Raw genomic sequence first — 24,158 nt, 5'->3', positions numbered from 1 at the left:
TCCCCGCTTGTATTAAGGTTTTATAAATTGTTAGATGAAACATTGGATTATGATGAATATGCTTCTGCTTGTCGGAAGCATATTCGCTTTTTCCCAACCTTACAGTGGAGAAAAGCTTTCAAGAGGATTGATTGGAATTCCTACAGAGGATGGAATGTATTTTAGCTGGCGCATGACCTTGGAGGATGCAGCCGGATTACAATTTGATTTATACCGTAGTTCCGGTGGAGGTGCGGAGGTGAAATTAAATAAAGAACCGATAGATCGGACTTCCGATTTTTTAGACCGTACGGTTGATTATACGGTGGATAATCGTTGGACTTTAAAAGCAACTACCGGGGAAGTCGCTATCTGGACCCGTCTGAAAGGAGAGGAACGGAATCCTTATTTAAGTGTTCCTGTTTGTAAACCGGAAGACGGAGAAATAGCAGGTGAATCATTCACTTATACAGCTAATGATTGTAGTGTAGGTGATCTGGATGGTGATGGAGAGTATGAGATTATTTTAAAATGGTTTCCTTCTAATTCAAAGCGACCGCCACAACGTGGCTTTACCGGTAATACCTATTTGGATGCATATAAAATGGATGGAACAAGATTGTGGCGTATTGATTTGGGACCGAATGTACGTTCCGGAGCAGCCACTACTAATTTCCTGGTCTTTGATTTTGATGGAGATGGATGTGCGGAAATCTGTTGTAAGACAGGAGATGGTACTGTCGACGGACTGGGACATCGGATAGGAGATGCCCAAGCCGACTGGAGGACATGGGATAAAAAAAGTCCTACGTATGGTAAGATAGTAAATGGCCCGGAATACCTCACGGTTTTTGAGGGACGTACTGGAAAAGAACTGGATTCGAAAGAATATATTCCAACCCGTTATCCCTTGGATGGTTGGGGAGGTGTCGGTGGTAATTGTGGTAATGACAATACTGGTGGTCGTTCAGACCGTTTTACAGCTGGAGTAGCTTTTCTGGATGGAAAAACTCCTTCACCTGTCATGGTAAGAGGATGGTACGGACGGACGGTGGTGGCTGCATGGACTTTTACAAACGGGGCATTGAAACATACATGGACTTTTGATAGTGCGGCACCGGGTTGGGAGGCCTATTCGGGCATGGGAAATCATAGTGTGACCGTAGCGGATTTTGATGGTGATGGTTGTGATGAAATCTGCGTGGGGGCTATGACTGTAGACCATGATGGTAAAGGACTGTTTACTACGGGCTTGCGTCACGGGGATGCTTTACATGCCGGACGTTTTATTCCTTCCCGTCAAGGTATGCAGGTTTTTGGCGTGCATGAAAATGAAGGCGATAATGAAATTGTAAAGCGTACTCCTGCCGTAGCTATGTTTGATGGAGCGACCGGAGAAATTATCTGGCAGGATGGTTTGGGACAAGATGCCGGTCGTGGAGTAGCTGCCGATATTGATCCGCGTTATGATGGAGCAGAGTGTTGGTGCAACATAGGAGGTTTGAGAAGAGGGGATACCGGAGAAATAATCAGTAATAGAAAGCCTGACTCCTGCAATTTTACCATTTATTGGGATGCCGATCCCTTAGCGGAACTACTGGATCATGTTTCCATCAGTAAATGGAATTGGAATACGGAAAGTACAGATTTATTATTGAAAGCCGAGAGAGTTGTTTCCAATAATGGAACAAAAGGTAATCCGTGTTTGTCGGGTGATATTTTAGGAGATTGGCGGGAAGAGGTTATTTGGGCCTCCGAAGACCAGACAGAATTACGTATTTATTCTACTACCATACCGGCTGTGGACAGACGTGCCACATGGATGAATGACCGTCAGTACAGGTTGGCGATAGCTTGGCAGAATGTAGCGTATAACCAACCGCCGCACTCTAGTTTCTAGCCTTGTCGCTACTCTGATTAGGATATATGTACTATTGGTTGAACGAATAAACAGGAAAATGAATGAATTTCTATTCTCCGGTTTGTTCGTTCATCTTATTTTTGTGAAAGATTTGAAATGCAATAAAAGAAAAACACTATAAATGTCATGAAAGGAAATAAACTTTGTTTATGCTTTTTGTTAGCTGCCGGAGTAGGATTGGGAGCACATGCTCAAAATAAAATAGCTGCTCCGATGAAGGATGTGAACCAAGTCGTTGATAATACGCTTGATAGTTTAAATGTGGCGCGTTCTGCCCGTCCTGTTTCAGGTTCTAGCCGGAAAGGGGATAATCCGGTGTTGTTCCTTGTTGGAAATTCAACGATGCGTACCGGTACTTTGGGCAATGGAAATAACGGTCAATGGGGATGGGGATATTTTGAACACGAGTATTTTGATGAAAATAAGATAACTGTTGAAAATCACGCATTGGGAGGAACCAGTAGCCGTACTTTTTATAACCGGTTATGGCCTGATGTCTTGAAAGGAGTTCGTAAAGGTGACTGGGTTATCATAGAATTGGGGCATAATGACAATGGTCCGTACGATAGTGGCCGTGCCCGTGCCTCTATTCCGGGAATTGGCAAAGACAGTCTGAATGTGACTATTAAAGAGACAGGAGCAAAAGAAACCGTATATACGTATGGGGAATATATGCGTCGTTTTATTCATGATGTGAAGAAAAAAGGTGCTTATCCTGTTTTGATGTCTCTGACTCCTCGTAACGCTTGGGAAGATGCAGACAGCACTATTATTACCCGGGTGAATCAGACATTTGGATTATGGGCGAAGCAGGTAGCTAAAAAAGCGAGAATTCCTTTTATTGATCTGAATGATATCTCGGCACGCAAATTTGAGAAATTCGGCAAAGAAAAAGTAAAGTATATGTTCTATCTGGACCGTATTCACACAAGTGCTTTTGGCGCGCGTGTCAATGCAGAATCTGCAGCCGAAGGAATCCGTAATTATAAGGGGTTGGAACTGGCGCGTTATTTGAAACCGGTAGAAAAAGATACGGTTACGGGGGCTACCCGTAAAAAGGGGAATCCTGTATTGTTTACGGTGGGAGACAGTACAGTGAAGAATACTGATAAAGATGAAAATGGCATGTGGGGATGGGGAAGTGTTATTCACGAACTGTTTGACACAGAAAGAATTTCTGTAGAGAATCATGCGAAAGCGGGCCGCAGTGCGCGTACTTATTTAGATGAAGGGCGTTGGGATAAAATCTATCATGCACTTCAGCCGGGAGATTTTGTTTTGATACAATTCGGACATAATGATGCAGGTGACATAAACACAGGGAAAGCGCGTGCGGAATTACCCGGTTCAGGAAATGAAAGCAAGGTCTTCAAAATGGAGAAAACCGGCAGCTATCAAGTGGTTTATTCTTTCGGCTGGTATTTGCGTAAGTTTATTATGGATGTAAAAGAAAAGGGAGCTGTTCCTATTGTCCTGAGTCATACACCCCGCAATAAGTTTGATAATGGTGAGATAGAGCGCAATACAAATTCTTTTGGTAAATGGACGCGTGAAGCGGCAGAAGCGGCCGGGGCTTATTTTATAGATTTGAATAAAATATCAGGAGACAAGCTCCAAGATATGGGATACAATCAAGGTTTGCGTGTAGTAGGAACGTATTTCAATCATGACCATACCCATACCTCTTTGAAAGGTGCCCGTATGAATGCCCGGAGTATTGCTGACGGGCTGAAAGCTACGGACTGTCCGTTAAAAGATTTTTTAAAGTAAATGAAAACAAAGCAACATCGTATGAAAAATCTGTTTCTGTTTTTATTTTTATTAGTTGTCTTTACGTCAAAGGCACAGGATAATAGAGTATCCGGTTTGAACTCCCGCCAGTTTACTAAATACTGGAAGGTTGAATCGGAATCGCCTGATTATAAAGTGACGTTTCAGGGAGATACCGCTGAGATAGTATCTCCCAAGGGATTGACTCTTTGGAGAAAAGAGAAAATGAGTGGAAAAGTGACCATTGAATATGATGCATGTGTGGTGGTGGAGTCGGATGGAGATCGTCTGAGTGATTTGAACTGCTTCTGGATGGCATCAGACCCTCAATATCCCGATAATTTATGGAAGCGAGAAAAATGGCGTAGCGGTATATTCCTGAATTGTTATTCTTTACAGCTTTACTATTTGGGATATGGTGGTAATCATAACTCTACTACACGTTTCCGTCGTTATGATGGGGATGAGTCGGGTATTACAAATCCTAAAGCCCGTCCTGCTATTCTAAAGGAATATACGGATGCCGGACATTTGCTGAAGCCGAATCATTGGTATCATATCAAGATTACCAACGAGAACAATAGGGTTAGTTATTACATAGACGGTGAGCGTTTGGTGGACTTCAGGGATGCTGAACCGTTACGGGAAGGCTGGTTTGGTTTTCGTACCACTTTGTCGCGTACTCGTATTACAAATTTCAGTTATGAATGCTCATCGCAAGAAGTGGCTACTGTTCCTTTGCAATGGATTGGTGAAACTCCCCGGCAGGATAAGGCCGTAAGTTTCGGAGTGCCTTTTGATAAAGGGGAAGTTTTTCCGGAAAACAAGCTACGGCTATCTGCAGAAAGTGGTGAGGATATTCCTATTGATACTTGGACTTTGGCTTATTGGCCGGATGGTTCTGTAAAGTGGGGAGGAATAGCAGGAGTTATTCCTGCCGGAACAGAAAAATTGACTCTGGAAAAGGCGGTAAAGAAATCTAAGGCGAAATCCAAACTGCCGGATACAGATAAAAAAAAGTCCGTTTCTGTGGCAGAAACATCACAGGGTATTCATATCTCTACCGGAGTCATTTCAGCATATATACCTCGTCAAGGCGAATTTTTGATAGATAGTCTGTTGTATAAAGGTGTGAAAGTAGGAGAAAAGGCTAGGCTTATATGCCATACGCAAAGCGAACCGGTACTTGAAAGTACTTCTCAAGTTTCTTTTACTAATTATATAGGAGAACTGAAATCTGTGACTGTAGAGCGTGCCGGTTCTGTGCGTGCACTTGTTAAATTGGAAGGGGTACACAAAAGTCCGAATGGTCGTGAGTGGTTGCCCTTTGTGGTACGGCTTTATTTTTATGGTGGCAGTGAGCAAGTGAAAATGGTGCATAGCTTTGTATATGACGGAGATCAGAACAAAGATTTTATTCGCGCTTTGGGAGTTCGTTTTGATGTTCCTATGCGTGAGGCTTTATACAATCGCCATGTAGCTTTCTCTTGTGCCGATGGTGGAGTCTGGAGCGAGCCCGTTCAGCCTTTGGTGGGACGACGCATACTTACATTGGATAAAACCGGAAATGGAGAATCTTCGTTACAGCAACAGCAGATGGAAGGAAAACGCATTCCTTCTTATGAAGCTTTTGACGAAAAGAACCGTGCTTTGCTTGATCATTGGGCTTCTTGGGACAGCTATCGTCTGTCCCAACTGACAGCAGATGCATTTTCAATCCGTAAACGTGCCAATGACAATAATCCTTGGATAGGTACTTTTTCCGGTACACGTAGTGAGGGTTATGCTTTTGCCGGAGATATAACCGGAGGCATGGGGCTTGAGTTGCATGATTTCTGGCAGTCTTATCCGTCTTCTATTGAAATCTCGGATGCAAAAACTCCGGTGGCTGCTCTTACCGCATGGATATGGAGTCCGGATGCTGAGCCGATGGACTTGCGCCATTATGATAATGTTGCTCATGACTTGAATGCCAGTTACGAAGATGTGCAAGAAGGAATGAGCACCCCTTACGGGATTGCCCGTACAACGACTTTTACCTTGATACCTCAGGGTGGTTATAGCGGGAAGAAAGCTTTTGCAGAACAAGCTAAACAACTTGCCGGACCGGGAGTGCTGATGCCTGTACCTGAATATTTGCATGCCAAGCAGGCATTTGGTGTTTGGAGCCTTCCCGATCGTAGTACTCCTTTCCGTGCCCGGGTGGAAGACAGGCTGGATGCTTATATCAGCTTCTATCAAAAAGCGATAGAACAAAACAAATGGTATGGCTTTTGGAATTATGGGGATGTGATGCATGCATACGATCCTGTCCGCCATACCTGGCGTTATGACATCGGAGGTTTTGCATGGGATAACACGGAACTGGCTTCTAATATGTGGCTATGGTATAATTTCCTGCGTACCGGACGTGCTGATATCTGGCGCATGGCAGAAGCCATGACCCGTCATACGGCGGAAGTGGATGTATATCATATCGGTCCGAATGCAGGATTGGGTAGCCGGCACAACGTCAGTCATTGGGGATGTGGAGCTAAAGAAGCACGGATCAGTCAGGCTGCCTGGAATCGTTTCTACTATTATCTTACTACGGACGACCGATGCGGTGATTTAATGACCGAGGTAAAAGATGCCGATCAGAAATTGTACACGCTGGACCCCATGCGTCTGGCGCAACCTCGCAGTCAGTATCCTTGTACGGCACCTGCACGTCTCCGTATCGGTCCCGACTGGTTGGCATACGCCGGAAACTGGATGACTGAATGGGAGCGTACCGGCAATACGGCTTATCGTGACAAAATTATAGCCGGGATGAAAAGTATTGTGGCACTGCCCAACCGTATCTTTACAGGTCCGTTGGCTTTAGGTTATGATCCGGCTACAGGGATTATTACCAGCGAATGTGATCCCAAGTTAGAAAGTACAAATCATTTGATGACTATCATGGGAGGTTTTGAAGTCATGAATGAAATGATCCGTATGGTTGATTATCCCGAATGGAATGAGGCATGGCTTGATCTTGCCGCCCGTTATAAGCAGAAAGCATGGGAGTTAAGGAAGAATCGTTTCCGTATATCCCGTTTGTTGGGATATGCAGCCTATCATACCCGTAATGCAAAAATGGCGGAAGAGGCTTGGACAGATTTGTTTTCCCGCTTGGAACATACTCCGGCTCCACCTTTCCATATAGAAACTATTCTTCCGCCGGAAGTTCCCGCTCCTTTGGATGAATGTACAAGTATCAGTACCAATGATGCCGCCCTTTGGAGTCTGGATGCCATTTATATGCAGGAAGTGATTCCGGTGGATGGTGAATAAATGATGTGAAGATTATCGTTTAGTAGGGGATTACACGGATTCCACAAGGTGTCTTTATTCTTTTTGTGGAATTCGTGTAAAATCAGTAACAGACAAAAATGGGTTCACTTGAAGAAATTTATTGGAACATGGTAAAAAAGCAATGGAAAGTTGGAGCACATTATGCTCTCATGCCCTCATAGTGATGGTAATTATCTCATTAACAATGCGCTATATATGAGTGCATCATCTTTATGCTCTCATAATATGCCCTCATGCTCTCATGTCATATTTATGTGTTCTTATTTATATCTTATTGTTTGTCAAAGAGATAAATTATTTATAGTTGTATCGGTAACTTATGTCTGAAATACGTTTTTGGTCCTTTGGGGGGGCTAATGATGCATAATAAAGGCTCTTTTCATTTGCTGCTTTCCGCATATCTTCTTTCTGCATTATTCTTGATATATAATCATTGACATACAGATGTTTATCAATATTCAACCGTTTGTATTTACTTAATCACATAGGTGGTTAAGTCTAGTTACAATAGTGACTAAGTCTAATCATATAGGTGATTAAAGTTAATCACAAAGGTGGTTAAGTAATTTTGCTAGTTTAGTTGAGCAATCATGAAGGAACTTTGATGTAAGCCTGTTCCTATTTTTACGTAACTACATCTCTATATTTGTATCGTATAATCGGAAGATATGCTTTTGCTATCGGTATAAATCATCTGATAATAAGTAATATACGTCTGTGTGAGAAAGTAAACACAGTGAGGGCATGAGGGCATTTATGAGAGCATAAAGATGATACACTCATAATATAGTGCATTGTTAATGAGATGATTATCATCGTTAATGAGGGCATGAGAGCATATTGTCTTCCAACTTTTTTTGTAAACTTGCTGAAGGAATAAGAAATATGTTTCTTTGAAATCTATATAGTTAGAAAAATTGCCGTATTCTTAGGTTATAGATGTCTTTAGACGGATAGGGTAATATTTTATCGCACCTATTTTGTATTTTTGTAAAAAGGAGCGTTTTGTATGAAGAACATAATCAGAAAGATAAGAACTTACCATCCTGTTTCGGGGTGAAGCGTTGGGAACATTGACACAACTTTTGGAGAGGCATATATTCCCGGCAGAAACACTTCTTATCATCATATCAGTTATGAAGTGATAGAGTACAAGGATATAATAGGATGTACGGGTTCCTATTTAGGGGCAAAAAAGAATAGAAGTAAGGGTAAGTAGTCTTTTAATTCTTTCCGTAATTGTTTTAGTGCCTGTTGAATTCTGTAATCTACTGTTTTGGAAGATATGTTTAATTCTTCTGCAATTTCCTGATAGGTCTTATTTTGGAAACGGTGCATTTCAAAAGCTATCCGATAGGATTCTGGAAGATTAAGAATTGCTTTTTCTATTTTTTGTGTTAATTCATCTATAATATAAAAATCAGGATCTTCGAATAGTTCCTGTATGTCTGGAGTGAGTATATTTTCTATTTGGAATCGAAGAGAATTTCTGGTCATTAAGGTATAACATTTGTTTTTTACTGCTTTGAACAAATAATGATGAACAGAAGAATCTATATGATTTGTTTTTCTATTCTCCCATATCTGTAACATGGTATCTTGAACCACTTCTTCTGCATCTTCTAATGAAACAAAACTGCGGGCAAAAGCACAAAGCATAGCATAATATTTGATGAATAAAGTATCAAACGCTTTCTTATTGCCCTGTTGCATGGATATATACAGTTGCTTGTCTATCAAATTATCATTTGTGGTTTCCATAGATTATAGAAGAAAATGTTACTGCAAAAATACATAAATTTAAATATGAAAGCGCTTAATCGAAAAATAATTCAAAAAAAACAGTTTTTGGTTTAGGAACTTTGGATCTTGGTTAGACTTATTATAAAAGGACATTATGATAAATTCAGATACCCAAATAGATGAAGCGCTTTTACTCCGTTATTTTGAAGGAGAAGTGACTCTAAGTGAGAAAGAAGAGATTGAAAAATGGATTATCTCTTCCGAAGCAAATAAAAAGCTGGCCAAGCAGATTTATTATCTTTCTTTTGCCACAAAAACAATGGATACCTTAAAACGGACTGATGCACGGGCTGCTTTGAAGGAAGTCAGAGGCAGGATAAGAAGGGAACGACAGCTACAATGGGGGCGATGGGCACAGCGTGCCGCTGCTATTCTTGCCATACCTTTGCTACTGTCTACTTTGTATTTATGGATGAATGGTAATGAGCAGAATAAAGTGAATTTTATAGAGATTCGTACTAATCCGGGAATGATAACTTCTACTATTTTGCCGGATGGAACTCATGTAATTCTTAATTCCAATTCAACTATTGTTTACCCTTCTCACTTTGACGAAAAAAGTCGTAATGTCCAATTGAATGGCGAAGCCTACTTTGAGGTAACAAAGAATTCCCGTCAGCCTTTTATGGTCCGAACGCCGCAGAAAGCTGTTGTAAAAGTTTATGGTACCCAATTTAATGTGGAAGCCTATGCTGATGATAAAACAATAACTGCAACTTTGGTGGAAGGAAGCATTGCCATGGCGTATGAAAATAAGAAAAGTAATTGGACGGAACAGGAAATTCAGCCGGGACAGGAAATTGTTTATACTGCTGCACAGCAACAAATAAAAATTGATCAGGCAGATGTAGAGGTTATCACTTCTTGGAAAGACGGAAAACTTATTTTTCGTGATACTCCATTTAAGGAAGTTCTTAAAATGCTATCTAAACGTTTTGATGTGGATTTCGTAGTAAAGAATCCCAAATGTTTTGAAGCCTCTTTTACCGGTGTACTTGAGAAACAACGCTTGGGACGAATTCTGGAATATATCAGCGTATCTTCAAATATAAAATTTAAGTATGCAGAAAGTAATAATATTCATCAAGAAAAACAGAAAATAGAAGTTTATTAATCTTTTAAAAATAACAAGCTATGTTGAAACATCCTACGTAAAACAATCTACAGAAAAAACACACTACTTTTTATCTGTAATCAAATTATGAAGTTAAAATTAAATCTATTTACGAAAATGAAGAAACCAGTATGTAAACTGCCTTTGTCGCTGAAAATAACTATTTTTGTTCTTTTCAGTTTTGCCAGCTTGTTATATGCTAGCAATAATTATGCACAGAGAACCATGTTGAACATCAGTTCTCAGACTCGGACGGTCTCTGAAGTCCTGACCGAAATTGAAAAACAGACGGATTTCACCTTTTTCTATAATAATAAGCAGGTCGATTTGAAACGTAAAGTAACCTTGAATGTCAAGAATGAGAATGTTTTTTCAGTCTTAAAGAAGCTTTTCTCCGGAACAAATACGACCTATAAAGTCTTGGATAAGAATATTATTCTTTCTGAAAAGTCTGCCATTTCTTCCGCAACGAAAGAGGTAGCCATCGTACAACAGGTAGGTCGTAGCGTAAAGGGCGTGGTGGTTGATGATAAAGGAGAGCCTGTAATAGGTGCTACGGTGATGGTCAAAGGTTCTACTAATGGAACTATTACGGATTTTGATGGAAATTTTATATTGAATGATGTCTCAAGTAATGCTTCTTTGATTGTCAGTTATGTGGGGTATGTAACTGAAACAATAAGTGTAAATGGAAAATCTTCTTTCAAAATTGTGATGAAAGAGGATGCTAAAACCCTTGAAGAAGTGGTTGTTATAGGATATGGAGTAGTGAAAAAACGTGATTTGACCGGTTCTTCTGTTTCAGTTACCGGTGCAGATTTAGCGGAAGTTCCTGTTACTAATGCGGCTCAAGCGCTAGCAGGAAAAGCTGCCGGAGTGAATATTGTTTCACAGAACGGAGCTCCTGGGGCTGAAGTGAATATTACCGTTCGTGGAGGTACTTCCATTACTCAGTCTACTACACCTATCTATATTATTGATGGCTTCCAGTCGGAAGATGGTTTGAAGAATATTGATGTAAATGACATTAAGACTATTGATATTTTAAAAGATGCTTCGACAACAGCTATTTATGGAGCGCGTGGATCAAATGGTGTGGTTCTTATTACGACCAAAAGTGGAAGTAGTGGCAAGACAACTGTGAATTACAATGGCTATGTATCTGTGGATTGGTTGGGCAAGAAACTGGATTTGCTCAATCTTGAACAGTATGCCAAATATCAGTATGAATGGTGGACTCTTGCCGGAGAAATGAACCAGTATGCACGTATGTTTGGAGGGGATTATACGGATGATGGATTTTATACGGGAGCATGGTCTGATATAGAGCAAACTTATGGCGGACGTTCCGGAATAGACTGGCAAGATAAGATTTTTGGTGGAAGTGCTCTTACTCAAAGCCATAATCTATCTCTTTCTACCGGAACGGAAAAAACTCAAGTATTGGTAAGCTACAATAATATGTCGCAAGACGGTATCGTAAAAAATCACGGATATTACCGTAATACGATTCGTACTAAAGTAAATTCCCAGCTATGGAAAAATGTACGTTTTGATATGAATTCTTCTTTTAATTACGCCAAAACATTAGGTGGAGGTTCTTATTCCGGATTAAAACAAGCTATTTTGCGTCCTGAAACTGGCGGAATCCTGTTTACTGATGATCAGCTTATTAATGAAGAGTTAAATACCGAATTCCGTACTTTCAGTAACGAATATGATGTGTATAACCCATTGATAACCAACGATGCTATAATAAATAGAAAACTTAGTCGTATTTTTAGTGTTAATGCCGGTGTGGACATTGATTTCTTGAAGGATTTTACATTCCGTACAGCTGGTAGTTATAATTGGGCCCAAATCAAAACAACTAATTTCGATGATGGTCGTACGGCCAATGCTCAACTCAAAGGCGGACCTTATGGCAGTATTGATAATAAGGAACGATATGCTTATCAATGGACTAATACATTGAATTGGAAACATACGTTTGAGAAGCATGATTTGGGCGTTTTGTTAGGACACGAATTATATTATACAAATACATCTGGTACAGAAACTGCCTATAAGGCATTTCCCGATACTAATTTCGGTCTTAATGATATTAGTATGGCCACTCCCGATACATGGAAGTCTTCTTTAGAAGAAAATGCTTTGTTGTCTTTTTTCGGTCGTCTCAATTATACTTTTAATGACCGCTATCTTTTTACAGCAACCTTACGTGCAGACGGTTCTTCTAAATTTGCCGAGGGTAATCGTTGGGGCTATTTCCCTTCAGCAGCGGCAGCTTGGCGCGTTTCTGAAGAAGGATTCTGGAAAGATAATGCTATCGGAAATGTTGTCAATAATTTCAAATTGAGAGTAGGTTATGGAACTACCGGTAATTGTAATATTGATAATTATATGTATGCTACTGCCTATAATGCTACGGTATATCCTGTGGGCAATCAGGAAACGGCGGCTTTGGCACCTGGCAGCACAGTAGGTAATAATAACTTAAAATGGGAGAAAACCGTTTCTACGAATATCGGACTGGACTTGGGTTTGTGGGGAAACAGAGTTAACCTGACATTGGACTGGTATAACAATAAGAGCGATGATTTGCTTATGAAAGTGGCTATCCCGACATCAACCGGTTATACGCACCAATATCAGAATATCGGTTCTATCCGTAATCGCGGTCTTGAGATAGCTATAAGCAGTACGAACATCCGCAACAAACATTTTACTTGGACTACCGATTTCAATATCTCCTTCAATCGTTCCAAGGTCTTGAGAATAGACGGTGAGAATGAATATTATCAGACTAGCGTCAGTGGTGGTACCAATTCTTCTGTTCTATACCGTGCCATCGTAGGTCATTCTTTAGGTGAGATGTATGGGTATAAGACCAATGGAGTTTATACTACCGACGATTTTGTGCAGAATGGTGATAAATATGTTTTGAAAGATGGTGTTATTTATCAGAAAGGATCTGTAAAAACTCAATATAAACCGGGTGATATCAAGTATGTAAATACTACGGGGCAGACGGATGACAAGGGGACACCTGTTTATAATTCTGATGATATGACAGTCATCGGGAATGCTAATCCGGATTTTACCGGAGGTTTTAAAAATACTTTTTCTTATAAGGGCTTTGATCTTTCTGTATTTATGGTATTCTCTTATGGTAATGATATTTTTAATATGTCTACCCAGCGTTTTGTCGGTCCATACCAACCGTACCAAAATATGCTTGCGGATGCTGCCAATCGTTTCACTCTGCTGGATCCCCGTACTGGAAAAGAAGCTACGGACCTCAACCGTATAGCTGAGCTTAATCCTAATCAGCATGATCCGAACATTCTGTGGAGTATTCATAATGACAACCGCGCAGCTATTACTACTCCGCTTGATCGTTTTGTGGAAGATGGTTCTTATCTTCGCATAAGCACTATTACTTTAGGTTATACTTTCCCGAAAAAGTGGTTAAGTAAAGCTTTTATCAGTAATTTGCGTCTATATTGTACATTGAATAATCCATTCACTATTACGAATTATTCAGGTTATGATCCCGAAGTTTCTAAGGAAAGTTCTATTTTAACTCCGGGTATTGATGATTCTTCTTATCCACGTTCCAAAGGATTTGTATTTGGCATTAATCTTTCATTATAATAATAGGAGAGTTGTATTATGAAGAAAATAGTATATTATATAGCTGTTGCCTTTTTGGCGATCAATTTCAGTTCTTGTTCTGACTTTCTGGATCTTCCTTCTAAATCGAAGACAGACAGTGAAAGTGTTTTCTCTTCCATTGATAAAGCTGAGATGGCTGTTCTTGCTTGTTACACAGGTGTCTGGATGCAGGATGCTTGGTATAAGGCTCAGAATGGAACAGATGAAATGTGGTCTACTGAGAGTAATTCGAATGCTAATAATTATGCGGCCAATTATGTGCTCAATGATCAAAGTTGTCCCACAGGCATTTATACTACCTCTTATTCCAGCATTGAGCGTTGTAATTCATGCTTGAAAGGATTACGTGCAATGAGCCTTTCGGGAGAGGACGAGAGAAAGTGTCACATTTATATAGCTGAATGTCTGGCTGTTCGGGCTACTTGCTTTCTGAATTTGATTCGTTATTTTGGGGATGTACCTTATTCTACTGTTCCTGTATTGGATATGACGACTTTTTCTTCTTCCCGTGTTGATCGGGATGAGATTTATGATGGCATTATTGCCGATTTGCAAGAAGCTGTCGAAGTACTTCCTTGGTATAGTGAAGGATTTTTCTCTACTCCTGAGCGGATTTCCAAGAATGCTGCTTATGGATTATTGGCCCGTACAGCTCTTTATGCAGCAGGTTATGCTTTGCATTGGGATCTGAATACTTATGATAAATCTACTCTTCAGATGCGCCGTCCTTTGGATGAATCGCGTGTAAGAAAATTATATACCATTGCTGATGAAGCTTGTAAAGCAGTGATTAGTAAAGGTGAAAACAGCTTGCTTTCTAAATATGAGGATGTGTTTAGAGCCTTGAACGAGGGTGGCGTTTATAACCCTGAAGAGGTAATGTTTGAATATGCTGAGTTTGGCAATACAACCAATGGTCGTGTGGGATATACAAATGGACTTTGCATTCATGCTTCCAATGCCCTTTATGGTAAAACATTGCCTTTGCAACTGATTCATCCTACCTTTTATCTTTCTTTTGCCGATGATGATACCCGTCGGGATGTTACAGTGGGCAATTACAGTATTGATGCGGCTGGTAACGATATTGCTGTGCCTTATGGCGCTTTGAATTTGGGAAAATGGCGCTGCAATTGGAAAGCCGGTCCCCGTACGGCCACTTTGAAAACGGATGTCAATTGGCCTATACTTCGTTATTCGGATGTATTGTTAATGTACGCAGAAGCTGAAAATTACTTGAACAATGGGCCCACGGAAGCGGCTAAGGCAGCTTATGAACAAGTTCGTCTGCGTGCTTTTGCAGGAGATGCCTCTCGTATAGGTACCACACCCTCTACTTATGATACTTTTTTTAAAGCGATTGTGAAGGAACGTGCCTTTGAATTAGCTACAGAAGGATGGCGGCGTACTGATCTTATCCGGTGGAACTTGTTGGCTGAAACTTTGGCTGAAACAAAAGCAAATACCGAGAAACTGGCTATGCGTGAGGTTCCTTATAATGAGGTGAAGACTTATCGGGCATATAAAGAAGCAACTTCTACATCTTGGAAGGATCCTTTGGTAGGTCTTACTTATATAGATTTCGATCATCAGCCCACAGAAACGGAAATGAGTGAACTGGTTGCCCGGTATGGAGGCACTTGGAATTGGGTAAATATGTTTATTACTCCCAATATTGCAGGAGAAACTAATTCCGGTATAGCCGGACAATCCAAGATATTGGGTTATAAAGAAAACAATAACACGTTGCCCGCCTGGATTACCGAGTTATATCGTGGGTTTATCAAGAATCAGGCTGAACTGTATACTTTGAGCACCACAGCCATTATTGATGTTAATCCTGGGTTAACCGGTCAACAACATCCTGCTTATTAATCAATAAATTATAAACATTTCTATATAGGAAGGGGGAAGAATAGTGATGATTTTTTGTTTCTTTTCTCTTCCTATCTTATAAAAAAAACAGTATGAAAATGATATGTATGGCGGTAATGCTTTTCATTACTTTGTTGTCTGCTGGAGCACAGAAAAACATTCCGGCCTCTGATATAAAAGTGGCTATGATGAAAGCTACACGTTTCATGGTAGAGAAGGTCAGCAACCGTGGTGGCTATTTATGGAATTATAGTCCTGATTTCTCCCGTTGTTGGGGGGAACTGGAAGCTAAACCAAGTATGATATGGATAGAAGCTGGTACACCTGCTATGGGAAATGTATTTTTGAATGCTTATCAATTGACTGGAGAATCTTATTACCTGAAAGCGGCACAAGCAGCGGCAGATGCTCTTATCTGGGGACAGCATTCAAGTGGGGGATGGCCTTATATGTTGGACTTTTCCGGAGAAACTTCGCTTAAGCAATGGTATTCCAAAGTACAGAAAGGATATATTCATTGTGCTCAGGAACATGCTCATTATTATGGAAATTGTACTTATGATGATGCGGCTACCTACGATAGTGGAATGTTCCTTTTGCGTATGTATTTACTGACTCTGGATCCGAAGTATAAATATCCGGTAGAAAGGTGTCTTGATTTTGTTTTGGAGAGTCAGTATCCTATTGGTGGGTGGCCGCAGCGCTATCCTCTCCATTATGAATATGTGAAAGGTGATAAGGAAGACTATACTTCGTTTATTACCATTAATGATGGAGTTCATACTAACAATATTAATTTTTTATTGGCTTGTTACACTTTATTAGGTGAAACTCGGGCATTGGAGCCTCTTCAGCGGGCTATGACTTGTGTCTTGGCATTGCAGGGAGGAAAGCCTCAGGCAGGTTGGGCTATGCAGCATAAGTTGGATCTCAATTACTCTCCAGGTCATGCCCGTGATTTTGAACCGGCAGGTTATGCGGCTACAGCTACTGCCGAGATGTGTCGCAACTTGATGCGTTTTTATCGTTGGACTGGGGATACTAAATATTTAGCCCGTATTCCGGATGCATTTGAATTTCTAGAATCTATCCGATATAACGACGCGCAAATGAAACAATTGGGTAAGTCTGTAAAACCGGGACAGATATTGTGTCCTACTTTTGTAGAAGTAGGCACTAACAGACCTCTTTACCTTCATAATGATCCAGATCATTATTGGGTGGATTATGATTATCATGAACTCATAACTCATTATAGCTCTACGCGGGCTATTGATTTGCAATCTTTAAAAGATGAGTATCAGCATTTGCTCTCTCTCTCCAAAGAGGAAGTGACAAAAGATTCTCCGTTTATAGGTCAAACGGATATTTCTGGAACTTTACTAAGTCATTTAATGCGTGGTAAAATGCAGCAAGCGGATACACAAAAAGTAGATAGTCTGCTCACTATTTTGAAGAAAAAAGATTATTTACCCGGTCGTTTGCCTAGTGTTTCGAAAGAGAATCCGGGCTTCTCTAATGCTCCTCTTCCTTCTGAAGTCATTTCCATCAAGGAATATATGAATGGTATGTCTACATTTATTCAGTATCTTACTAAATAGTGTCTATGATGAGAAATAAAACATTTTTTATTGTTGTATTGGCAGCAATGCTGCTGGTTACAGCTTGTGCCGATACTGCTATTGACCGTCATGCATTGGTGATGCGTAATAACCCTCATGTTACAAAAATTGATTCTCTTCATTCTTTGACAGTCGGAAATGGGCGGTTCGCTTTTACTGCCGATGCTACGGGATTGCAGACTTTTCCCGAATATTATAAAGAAGGCTTGTCTTTAGGTACCTATAGCGAATGGGGATGGCACAGTTTTCCTAACAAGGAGGACTATAAGATAGTTGAAACTCTACAGGATCATCCGCTTCCCGGTCATCCTCATGGGATTTATGCCGTACAATTTCCGGAAGGTCCTGAACGTAATGCCAAAGCGGCAGAGTGGTTTCGTGCCAATCCGCACCGCCTGCATTTGGGAAATATAGGATTTGACAGCTTGTTGGTGAGCGATATTACTAAAATAGACCAGACTCTCGACATGTGGAAAGGAGAACTTCATTCCCATTTCCTATGGAGAAAACTTCCGGTTACAGTAACTACTTCTTGTAATGGCGATAGTGACATTGTCTCTGCTTCTGTGTCTTCATCGGCAAAGCTGGCAGTTGGCATCCGTTTCCCTTATCCTACAGGTGAGGCAGCTGACGATGCTACTTGCTGGACAGCCGATGACTGCCACTCTACCGACATTATTCTTTCCGAACCTCAACGGGCTCTTATTCGTCGTACTGTAGATTCTACTGTCTATTATGTGGAAATCAGTTGGAGTGGTAAAGCTGTTCTTTCTCAAACAGGGAAGAACAGGTTAAAATTGACACCTTCCGATAAGCAGTGGAATTTCAATGTTGGGTTCTATAAGCACCAACCTGTAGTGCCTCAGCCTGATTACAAGGCTAATCTGCTTTCGGCCAACCGTTGTTGGAGGGATTATTGGCAGACATCCGGTGTTATTGATTTTTCTTCCTGTACGGATCCCCGTGCTTCGCTTTTGGAGCGTCGGGTTGTGCTGTCTCAATATTTGCTCCGTTCGCAGGAAGCGCAAAATTACCCTCCTGCTGAAACCGGCCTGACTTATAATACATGGTATGGTAAATTTCATTTAGAAATGGTAATGTGGCACAGTTTTCATTATGCGCTTTGGAATAAAGCAGATCTTTTGGAGAAACAATTGAAATGGTATAAGACTGCCGTACCGATGGCATGTGATATTGCAGCCAGACAGGGATTTAATGGCATACGTTGGATGAAAATGACTGATCCATCTTCTAAAGAGGCACCATCGGATGTCGGCTCTTTTATTATCTGGCAACAACCCCATGTCATTTATATGTCAGAACTTATCTATCGTGCACGTCCTTCTCAAGAATTTCTTCGTGAGTATGCTGATATGGTAGAGCAGACGGCTGCTTTTATGGCTTCGTTTGTTAATTATGATTCTGATAATGATCGTTACATTATTCAGGGAGCTTGTGCGGCTAATGAATCCTATAATGAAGAGACGACCCTTAATCCTGCTTTTGAAATGGCTTATTGGCATTTTGGCTTGTCCATAGCTCAGAAATGGCGGGAGAGACTTGGGCTGCAACGTCATGCGGAGTGGGATGAAATTCTTGCTAAATTAGCTCCTCTTGCTACTAGTCCTGATGGCATTTACTTACCGGCGGAAAAGGGTAGAGGAATACCTGATTTCGTGAATGGTATTCCTGCTGAAAAATTACCGGAAATGCCGGCCGGTGGATACATTAATGGCCAGCGTCCTAAAGAAGCAGACGGTTCTGTTTCTCTATCGGAAGGCGAGAAAAGCAAACGTAAGCATGATCCTTTTTATGTTACAGGAACTTCTTCTGAAAATTTGCTGGCTTACGGCATGTTGCCTGAGTCGCGGCTCATTGATCAAGAAAAAATGCAAAAGACTTTGGTACGTGCAGCTCAAAATTGGAATTGGTCCGGAGGATCTTGGAGTTGGAATTATCCCACATTGGCAATGAATGCTACTCGCCTGTTGCAGCCTGAGATTGCTTTGCGTGCCATAACTATGGACAACCGGGAGGACTTGCTTTTACCTAGTGGTAATAATTATCGTTCGACTCGTCTTCGTTCTTATTTGCCTGGTAATGGAGGGTTGTTATTAGCTGTTTCTATGATGTGTGCCGGGTGGGACGGTTGCTCGGTCAGTAATCCGGGATTTCCCAAAGATGGTAAATGGAATGTGCGTTGGGAGGGATTACATCCTATGCCATAGGATATAAGGAAGTCGTAAAAATGAATATCTATTTACAGTGTATAAAAATTTAGTAATGAAAATATTGTTATTTTGCTCTTTATTAGTGATGTTCGGTGCCTGTACTCATCCCGTACAGCAGATTTCAATAGACCGTAAGGCGTTAGTGAATCGGAATAATCCTCAATTTTCAGCTTTCGATTCGTTGGCTTCGCTTTCAGTAGGGAATGGCGAATTTGCATTTACAGTAGATATTACAGGATTGCAAACTTTTCCTGACGCTTATAAAAAAGGTGTCCCTCTAGGTACGCAAAGTCAATGGGGATGGCATAGTTTTGCTAATATGGACGGTTATAGACACGAAGAAACATTGAGTGAATATGATTTTGGACGAGGACATAAGGAATTGTATGCAGTTCAATCTCAAGAAGATAAAAGACAAAAGAATGCATCTGATTGGTTTCGTGCCAACCCACATCGGTTACATTTAGGAGTGATCGGATTTGAATGGGGGGATGAGGCTGCTATTTCCGATATTACCAGAATCAGTCAGACTTTGAATTTATGGGAAGGTGAGATACTCAGTCGGTTTACTTGGAAAGGGAATGAATTTAATGTACGGACGGTTTGCCATCCGGCACAAGATATGATTTCAGCCCATATAGACAGTCACTTGCATACAGGGATAAAATTTCATTTTCCTTATCCTACAGGTATTCATACTGATAATGCATGTGATTGGGATGCCAATGATAAACACTCTACCGAGGTTCTTAAACAGGACACACAAAGCGCTGTGTTAAAGCGTACGTTGGATTCCACAGTATATTATGTAGAATTAAAATGGGAAGGCAAGGCATTATTGAAAGAAAAAGAGAAAAATTATTTCGTACTGCTTCCACAAGAAGATGCTTTTTCGTTTTCATGTGCTTTTACCGCTAATGAGCCAGATCAGCTTGCTGTACTCCCTGATTTTTTTGAAGTTGAAAGTTTGGCTAAGAATCATTGGGTGAACTTTTGGGAAGAAGGTGCTGCGGTAGATTTCTCTCATTGCACGGATCCGCGTGCTAAAGAATTGGAACGTCGGGTAGTGCTTAGTCAATATTTGCTTGCTATTCAATGCGCGGGCAGTACTCCTCCGCAGGAAACAGGGCTAACTTACAATTCGTGGTTTGGGAAATATCATCTTGAAATGATTTGGTGGCATCAGGCATGGCAACCGCTTTGGGGACATTCTGAATTACTCAGCCATACTTTAGAATGGTATAAAACGGTAGAGCCTATAGCAAGGGAAGTGGCTCGTCGGCAAGGCTTTGATGGAATCCGATGGATGAAAATGACTGATCCTAGTGGTGTGGAGGCACCTTCCAGTGTAGGCAGTTTTTTGATTTGGCAACAACCGCATTTTATTTATCTGGCAGAACTTCTTTATCGCTCTAACCCTGATAAGAAAGTGATAGAGAAATATAACTATCTGGTTCAAGAAACAGCTAAGTTTATGTATGCTTTTGCCACATATGATGAATTGGGAGTGCGGTTTATTTTAAAGGGAGCGATTCCAGCTCAAGAAACATTGAATGCGAGTACTACTATAAATCCTCCTTTTGAACTTTCTTATTGGTATTTTGCCATGCAGATAGCGCAGATATGGCGTGAGCGTGCAGGTGAAAAACGTAACTTGGAATGGGATGAGTTAATAGACAAACTTTCTCCGCTGGCTTATAATGAGGATGGGTTGTATCTGGCTGCGGAAAATGCAATAGACACTTATAAGGATATTCGTTTTACCAGTGACCACATGGCAGTGTTGGGTGCCGTAGGTATCTTGCCTATGAATAAATTAATCCGTGAAGATTACATGAAGAATACACTTCAATGGATATGGGATAATTGGAATTGGGGAAAGACTTGGGGCTGGGATTATCCTATGACAGCAATGAATGCTACTCGATTGGGTGAGCCGGAAAAAGCGGTGGAGGCATTGCTTATGAATAAACGTACCAATACATATTTGCCGAATGGACATAATTATCAAGATCCCCGTTTACGTGTTTATTTACCTGGTAATGGTGGTTTATTAACTGCCATTGCATTAATGTGCGCTGGTTGGGATGGTTGTGAAATAGAAAATCCTGGTTTCCCGAAAAATGGAAAATGGAATGTAATGTGGGAGGGATTGTCGCCCATGCCTTAAATTGATTTGATAAAGTGGCGTACTATTGTTTATGTGCTGATGTATCAATAGGCTGTGTAATGTTTCGCATAGCTATTGGTATATTGGCACATTGGTTTATTGTTGTAAATGTGGTAATTGTTTATTGAGGCTTTTTGTATTCTGCAACATAAAAAACACCATAAATACGATAAATAATACAGGCTTTATGGACGAATTTCCATATTATTGTATCTTATTCTATGGAATCTAATTCCATTTCGTCTTATTTTTGCAATATTGAAAATAAAAACTATGAAATACAAAAAACTCATTTCTTTTCTAGCTTTCTTTTTAGCAGTTTTGTCAGTATATGGACAGAACCCTTTTGTCTTGAAATCAGGTGAACCGGTGACTATTGCTTGTGGTAATTCAGAGGAAGAAGTTGTACATACAGCTTTGAATTTGCTCAATCGTGATGTAGAGTCTGTTTTTTCTACCCGCATAATCGTTACTCCAGAAAGTAAAAAAGGAAGGATTATAGTCGGAACCATCGGACAAAGTGATTTGATCGCTAAGGCAGGTGTTGATTTATCTCCTATAAAAAATAAAAAAGAAGCTTTTCTGTTGACCGTTTCTTCCACTGGTAAATTAGTTATAGCTGGCAGTGACAAGCGTGGTACTGCATACGGCGTCATGGAACTTTCACGGTTGATAGGCGTTTCTCCATGGGAGTGGTGGGCAGATGCGACCCCTGCAAAGAAAGAGATTTTTCAACTACCGGTTTCTTATCGGAATATGCAGTCTCCTTCCGTAGAATATCGGGGGATTTTTATCAACGATGAGGACTGGGGGCTGACTCCTTGGAGCTGGCAGACATACGAGCCGAGCAATGTGAAAGGACAAATAGGCCCGAAAACGCATGAACGTATCTTTGAATTGATGCTTCGTCTGCGTGCTAATACCTTCTGGCCGGCTATGCATGGCTGTTCTGTACCTTTTTATTTTACACCGGGCAACAAAGAAGTGGCTGATAAGTTTGGTATTTTCATTGGAACTTCTCATTGTGAACCGATGATGCGGAATACCAATGGTGAGTGGAAACGGGATGGAGTGGGAGAGTATGACTATGTTCATAACAGTGCTCATGTTTTGTCCTTTTGGGAACAACGCGTAAAGGAGGTTGCAGAGTTGGATAATCTGTATACTTTAGGCATGCGTGGAGTACACGACGGTGCGATGAATGGTGCTAAGACTATAGAAGAACAAAAAGCCGTTCTGACTAAAGTGCTAAAGGATCAGCGCGATTTGTTGACTAAATATGTCAATAAGGATGTGACTCAAGTGCCTCAAGTCTTTATTCCTTATAAGGAAGTTTTGGATGTGTACCATGCTGGGCTGCAAGTACCCGATGAAGTGACGCTGATGTGGTGCGATGACAATTATGGTTATATCCGTCATTTCCCTACAGCAGAAGAACGTGCCCGTAAGGGAGGAAACGGGGTATATTATCATATATCTTATTGGGGACGTCCGCATGATTATCTTTGGTTAGGAACTGCTCATCCTTCGCTGATATATCAACAAATGACTTTGGCATATGAGCGAGGGATACAGAAAATGTGGATATTGAATGTAGGGGATATTAAACCGTCTGAATATCAGATAGAACTTTTCCTTGATATGGCATGGAACTTGGAAGCGGTGAAGCAGCAAGGGGTTGTAGCTCATCAACGTCAGTTTCTAGAGCGTGAGTTTGGACTGGAAGTGGCTGCACAATTACAACCTGTCATGCAGGAAGCTTATCGTTTGGCTTATATCCGTAAACCGGAATTTATGGGGAATACTCGTACGGAAGAAAAAGATCCTAAGTTTAAAATTATCAGTGATTTGCCTTGGAGTGAACAAGAAATAAAAGAACGTCTGACTGCATACAAACAATTATCAGATAAAGTGGAGCAGGAATGGCATACGCTTTCTGCACAAAAAAAAGAAACCTATTTCCAGTTGGCGAAGTATCCTGTTCAGGCAGCAGCTCAAATGAATAGCAAACTGTTGACCGCGCAGTTGGCACGTCGTGGAAAGGTTGATTGGGCGGATAGCGACAGGGCGTATGATAGTATTGTTTCCTTGACAAAACGCTATAACACGACCAAATGGAATCGTATGATGGATTTCCAACCACGCAAACTTCCGGTTTTTGACCGGGTGGAAAGAAAAACAGTTTTATCCGTTTTACCTGAAAAACGTCAGGCTGTCTATACATGGAATGGTGCTGATTGCGTTAATAGTTCACCGGTAGTATGCGAGGGGCTAGGTTATGAAGGAAAGGCGGTAGCGGTGGCAAAAAATAAAGAACTTACTTTTGAGTTTGCTGCGTGGGAAACGGATTCTGTAGAGGTGGAGGTACGATTATTGCCTAATCATCCGGTGGAAGGAGAACGGTTACGTTTTACCATTTCTTTGGATGGAAGTGCCACGGAGTCCGTTTCGTATGAAACCAAAGGACGCAGTGAGGAATGGAAGGAAAATGTTTTGTGTAATCAGGCTGTTCGCCGGATGATTCTTCCTGTTACACGGAAAACCTCTCATCGTTTAATTTTTACTGCATTGGATGAAGGTGTGGTATTGGATCAGATATACCTTTATACACCTCGGATAAAATAGGGTGAACGAAGATATTCAGGATATTTGTGCA

At 40.9% G+C, this 24,158-nt stretch carries 11 protein-coding genes; 10 read left to right on the top strand and 1 reads right to left on the bottom strand.

Annotation, left to right across the window (positions count from 1 at the left end; all coding sequences use genetic code 11):
- Positions 1-34 precede the first annotated feature (34 nt).
- The 3 genes from GKD17_RS17015 (at position 35) to GKD17_RS17005 (ending at position 6,988) form a co-directional block, all read left to right on the top strand.
- Positions 35-1,879, top strand: coding sequence for a rhamnogalacturonan lyase (locus tag GKD17_RS17015; protein WP_007831574.1), 1,845 nt, complete (start codon positions 35-37; stop codon positions 1,877-1,879).
- 147 nt (positions 1,880-2,026) lie between these two features.
- A complete protein-coding gene (locus GKD17_RS17010) occupies positions 2,027-3,670 on the top strand; it encodes a rhamnogalacturonan acetylesterase (RefSeq protein WP_007831575.1) in 1,644 nt (547 codons plus the stop codon).
- A 21-nt stretch (positions 3,671-3,691) separates the two neighbouring features.
- Positions 3,692-6,988, top strand: coding sequence for an exo-rhamnogalacturonan lyase family protein (locus GKD17_RS17005; protein ID WP_032935575.1), 3,297 nt, complete (start codon positions 3,692-3,694; stop codon positions 6,986-6,988).
- A 1,200-nt stretch (positions 6,989-8,188) separates the two neighbouring features.
- Here GKD17_RS17005 and GKD17_RS17000 read toward each other — a convergent pair.
- The gene (locus GKD17_RS17000) at positions 8,189-8,770 is read right to left on the bottom strand and encodes an RNA polymerase sigma-70 factor (RefSeq protein WP_007831578.1); all 582 of its coding nucleotides are present in this window, start codon (positions 8,768-8,770) and stop codon (positions 8,189-8,191) included.
- Between the two features lie 136 nt (positions 8,771-8,906).
- Here GKD17_RS17000 and GKD17_RS16995 point away from each other — a divergent pair, with 136 nt between their 5' ends.
- From GKD17_RS16995 to GKD17_RS16965, 7 genes are all read left to right on the top strand, one after another.
- A complete protein-coding gene (locus tag GKD17_RS16995) occupies positions 8,907-9,926 on the top strand; it encodes a FecR family protein (RefSeq protein ID WP_007831579.1) in 1,020 nt (339 codons plus the stop codon).
- A gap of 117 nt (positions 9,927-10,043) precedes the next feature.
- Positions 10,044-13,583 carry a TonB-dependent receptor gene (locus GKD17_RS16990; RefSeq protein WP_032935576.1) on the top strand — a complete coding sequence of 1,180 codons (3,540 nt, stop codon included), beginning with the start codon at positions 10,044-10,046 and terminating at the stop codon, positions 13,581-13,583.
- A gap of 18 nt (positions 13,584-13,601) precedes the next feature.
- Positions 13,602-15,479 (top strand): RagB/SusD family nutrient uptake outer membrane protein, encoded by a 1,878-nt coding sequence (locus tag GKD17_RS16985; protein WP_007831581.1) that lies wholly within the window; start codon positions 13,602-13,604, stop codon positions 15,477-15,479.
- Positions 15,480-15,571: 92 nt separating this feature from the next.
- Positions 15,572-17,080, top strand: coding sequence for a pectate lyase (locus tag GKD17_RS16980; protein ID WP_007831582.1), 1,509 nt, complete (start codon positions 15,572-15,574; stop codon positions 17,078-17,080).
- Positions 17,081-17,088: 8 nt separating this feature from the next.
- Positions 17,089-19,329, top strand: a complete 2,241-nt coding sequence (locus GKD17_RS16975; RefSeq protein ID WP_007839490.1) for a hypothetical protein — start codon at positions 17,089-17,091, stop codon at positions 19,327-19,329.
- Between the two features lie 55 nt (positions 19,330-19,384).
- On the top strand, positions 19,385-21,502 hold the full coding sequence (locus GKD17_RS16970) for a hypothetical protein (RefSeq protein WP_007839492.1): 2,118 nt from the start codon (positions 19,385-19,387) through the stop codon (positions 21,500-21,502).
- A gap of 273 nt (positions 21,503-21,775) precedes the next feature.
- Positions 21,776-24,127 (top strand): glycosyl hydrolase 115 family protein, encoded by a 2,352-nt coding sequence (locus tag GKD17_RS16965; protein ID WP_007831592.1) that lies wholly within the window; start codon positions 21,776-21,778, stop codon positions 24,125-24,127.
- Positions 24,128-24,158 lie beyond the last annotated feature (31 nt).

Source organism: Phocaeicola dorei (assembly GCF_013009555.1).
Lineage (GTDB): Bacteria > Bacteroidota > Bacteroidia > Bacteroidales > Bacteroidaceae > Phocaeicola > Phocaeicola dorei.
This window is presented reverse-complemented; position numbering and strand designations above follow the sequence as displayed.

Excerpts from the sequence above, each read along its gene's own strand:
- GKD17_RS17015 (WP_007831574.1), top strand. The coding sequence starts at position 35 with ATGAAACATTGGATTATGATGAATATGCTTCTGCTTGTCGGAAGCATA.
- GKD17_RS17010 (WP_007831575.1), top strand. The coding sequence starts at position 2,027 with ATGAAAGGAAATAAACTTTGTTTATGCTTTTTGTTAGCTGCCGGAGTA.
- GKD17_RS17005 (WP_032935575.1), top strand. The coding sequence starts at position 3,692 with ATGAAAAATCTGTTTCTGTTTTTATTTTTATTAGTTGTCTTTACGTCA.
- GKD17_RS17000 (WP_007831578.1), bottom strand. The coding sequence starts at position 8,770 with ATGGAAACCACAAATGATAATTTGATAGACAAGCAACTGTATATATCC.
- GKD17_RS16995 (WP_007831579.1), top strand. The coding sequence starts at position 8,907 with ATGATAAATTCAGATACCCAAATAGATGAAGCGCTTTTACTCCGTTAT.
- GKD17_RS16990 (WP_032935576.1), top strand. The coding sequence starts at position 10,044 with ATGAAGAAACCAGTATGTAAACTGCCTTTGTCGCTGAAAATAACTATT.
- GKD17_RS16985 (WP_007831581.1), top strand. The coding sequence starts at position 13,602 with ATGAAGAAAATAGTATATTATATAGCTGTTGCCTTTTTGGCGATCAAT.
- GKD17_RS16980 (WP_007831582.1), top strand. The coding sequence starts at position 15,572 with ATGAAAATGATATGTATGGCGGTAATGCTTTTCATTACTTTGTTGTCT.
- GKD17_RS16975 (WP_007839490.1), top strand. The coding sequence starts at position 17,089 with ATGAGAAATAAAACATTTTTTATTGTTGTATTGGCAGCAATGCTGCTG.
- GKD17_RS16970 (WP_007839492.1), top strand. The coding sequence starts at position 19,385 with ATGAAAATATTGTTATTTTGCTCTTTATTAGTGATGTTCGGTGCCTGT.
- GKD17_RS16965 (WP_007831592.1), top strand. The coding sequence starts at position 21,776 with ATGAAATACAAAAAACTCATTTCTTTTCTAGCTTTCTTTTTAGCAGTT.